The organism is Kitasatospora sp. NPDC059803, from assembly GCF_042732255.1.
GTDB lineage: Bacteria > Actinomycetota > Actinomycetes > Streptomycetales > Streptomycetaceae > Kitasatospora.
Genome location: NZ_JBHWIJ010000104.1, coordinates 17,609 through 20,744, shown reverse-complemented (window position 1 = coordinate 20,744; position 3,136 = coordinate 17,609). Strand labels below are relative to the sequence as shown.

2 protein-coding genes are annotated in these 3,136 nt (G+C 69.8%); one reads left to right on the top strand and one right to left on the bottom strand.

The window, feature by feature from the left end; genetic code table 11:
• Positions 1-126: 126 nt before the first annotated feature.
• Entirely contained in the window at positions 127-2,238 is a 2,112-nt protein-coding gene (locus ACFV6I_RS18490; RefSeq protein WP_063349360.1) for a type IIA DNA topoisomerase subunit B, read from the bottom strand.
• Between the two features lie 537 nt (positions 2,239-2,775).
• On the opposite strand from ACFV6I_RS18490, the gene ACFV6I_RS18485 reads away from it, so the two are divergent.
• Positions 2,776-3,009, top strand: a complete 234-nt coding sequence (locus ACFV6I_RS18485; protein ID WP_063349359.1) for a hypothetical protein — start codon at positions 2,776-2,778, stop codon at positions 3,007-3,009.
• The last annotated feature ends 127 nt before the right edge of the window (positions 3,010-3,136 follow it).

The window sequence follows — 3,136 nt, the reverse complement described above, 5'->3', positions numbered from 1 at the left end:
GCCGCGTCATTTGTGTATACGCCACCGCGGTGGAGCGGCGCGGGGGTGGACCACTGGGGGAACCGGCAGCACGCGGGCCCCCCACCCACGGGTGGAGGGCCCTCGTGCCGGAGGGATCCGAAGGCCTCAGGCGTCGATGCGGGAGCGGTCCAGGGTGGCCGCCGAGTCCACGATGAACTCCTTGCGCGGGGCGACGTCGTTGCCCATCAGCAGGTCGAAGATCCGCTCGGCCTGCTCCAGGTCGCCCAGGTTGATCCGGCGCAGCGTGCGGTGGCGCGGGTCCATGGTGGTCTCGGCCAGCTGGTCGGCGTCCATCTCGCCCAGGCCCTTGTACCGCTGCACCGGCTCCTTCCAGCGCTGCCCCTTGCGCTGGAACTCCAGCAGGGTGGAGCGCAGTTCGGCGTCGGAGTAGGTGTAGTGGTACTTCTCCTGGCCGCGCTTGGGGCTGGTGAGCTCGATCCGGTGCAACGGCGGCACGGCGGCGAAGACCCGGCCCTGCTCGACCATCGGCCGCATGTAGCGGTGGAACAGCGTCAGCAGCAGGGTGCGGATGTGCGAGCCGTCGACGTCGGCGTCGGCCATGAAGATGACCCGGCCGTAGCGGGCCTGGTCGATGTCGAAGGTGCGGCCCGAACCGGCCCCTATCACCTGGATGATCGCGGCGCACTCGGTGTTCTTGAGCATGTCGCTCACCGAGGCCTTCTGCACGTTGAGGATCTTGCCGCGGATCGGCAGCAGCGCCTGGAACTCGGAGTTGCGGGCGAGCTTGGCGGTGCCGAGCGCGGAGTCGCCCTCGACGATGAACAGTTCGCTGCGGTCGACGTCGTCGCTGCGGCAGTCGGCCAGCTTGGCCGGCAGCGAACTGGTCTCCAGCGCGGTCTTGCGGCGCTGGGCCTCCTTGTGCTGGCGGGCCGCGACCCGGGTGCGGGCGGCCGCGACGACCTTGTCCAGCACGGCCCGGGCCTGGAGCTTCTGGTCCTTCTTGGCCGAGGTGAGGAAGGCCTTGAGCTCCTTGGCGACGACGGCGGCGACGATCCGGTTGGCCGCCGAGGTGCCGAGCACCTCCTTGGTCTGGCCCTCGAACTGCGGCTCGGCGAGCCGGACGGTGACCACCGCGGTGAGGCCCTCGGTGGCGTCGTCCTTGGTGATGTCGTCCTCGGCGACGCGCAGCAGCTTGGCCGCGCGCAGCGCCTCGTTGACGGTCTTGGCCAGCGAGCGCTCGAAGCCGGTCATGTGGGTGCCGCCCTTGGGGGTGGCGATGATGTTGACGAAGGAGCGCAGGGTGGTGTCGTAACCGGCGCCCCAGCGCAGCGCGATGTCCACGCCGAGTTGCCGGGTGACCTCGGTGGGGGTCATGTGGCCGAGCTCGTCCAGGACGGGCACCGTCTCCTTGAAGGTGCCCTCGCCGTGCAGCCGCAGCACGTCGCAGACCGGCTTGTCGGGCGCCAGGAACTCGCAGAACTCGGCGATGCCGCCGTCGAAGCGGAAGACCGACTCCTCGACCTGCTCGCTCTCGGTGAGCCGCTCGTCACGCACGACGATGGTCAGGCCGGGGACGAGGAACGCGGTCTGCCGGGCGCGGCTGTACAGGTGCTCCAGGGAGAGCCGGGCGTCCTTGAGGAAGATCTGCCGGTCGGCCCAGTAGCGGATCCTGGTGCCGGTGCGGGCCTTGGGCACCTTGCGGGCCCTGGTCAGGCCGTTGGCGGGCTCGAAGGGCGCGTCCGGGCTGGCCTCGGTGAAGATGCCGGGGGTTCCGCGGCGGAAGCTGATCGCGTGGGTGTGTCCGCTGCGGTCGACCTCGACGTCCAGCCGGGCGGAGAGCGCGTTGACCACCGAGGCGCCGACGCCGTGCAGGCCGCCGGAGGCCGCGTAGGAGCCGCCGCCGAACTTGCCGCCGGCGTGCAGCTTGGTCATCACGACCTCGACGCCGGACAGCCCGGTCTTGGGCTCGACGTCGACCGGGATGCCGCGCCCGTTGTCGCGGACCTCGACCGAGGAGTCCGGGTGCAGCAGGACCTCGATGCGGTCGCAGTGACCGCCCAGCGCCTCGTCGACGGAGTTGTCGATGATCTCCCAGAGGCAGTGCATCAGGCCGCGACTGTCCGTCGAGCCGATGTACATGCCGGGGCGCTTGCGGACCGCCTCCAGGCCCTCCAGGACGAGCAGGTGCCGAGCGGTGTAGTTGGAACCGTCGTCGCCGGCCAGCAGTGCGGACGGCACGGTCGTTTCGGCACTCACGCGGCACTCTCCTCGGTGAAGTTCTGTCTTATCGGTCACATCCGGACGCATCCGGACCATCCGCCAGTGCAGCACGCCGCACCGACAGCCGTCGCCCGGTGTGCTCGCACCCCTCCGCTGGGTGCACAGCACGGCAGGCCGCTCCCGCGCAGCTTGTACGCGCTGCGCGAACAAGGACCGCTCCGGTATCCGGACCCCGGGGCGCCATCTCCTCCCGGTACCACCGGTCCTGGCGGATCGTGGGGCCTGGCACAGGCTCCGGAACTGCCGTTATGCAGGCTACCGGGGCCCGGGGCGGGGCTTATGCTCCAACCCGGCAGAGGATTATGCTACGCGGACCTCGCACCCGGTCCCGATCGGGCGTTCGAGGGACGGGCGGATCCTGGGATTCGGTACGCATGAACCACCGGCCCCCGGGGCACGTCCTCATCAACACAGCAGAATCCTCAGAGAAGAAAAGCCACGAGCGGGAACGTTTTCGGCCTGGTTGGATGTTGACCCTGGTACGACAGCTCGTCGAGCTAGAGAAGAGGCGACGTGACTACTGTTCTGACACCTGCGAGCCCGCTCACCGCGGCTGACCGCTGCGACCGCTGCGGCGCCCAGGCCTACCTGCGCGTCGTACTCGCCAGCGGCGGAGAGCTGCTCTTCTGCGCCCACCACGGCCGGAAGTTCGAGCCCGAGCTCAAGAAGATCGCCGTGGAGATACAGGACGAGAGCGGCCGTCTCAGCGGCACCACCAACGCCACGGCCGCCGAAGAAGAGCGCTGATCCAAGGCGCCACACCAGCAGTCGGCGTCGAGCTGTGTGTCCGGTCGCGCACCACGCCCGACCCGTGTCGCGGGCGACCAAAGCCGACGGGGGACTGCGCCCCGGTCAGGCGGTCGCGGAGAGCCGG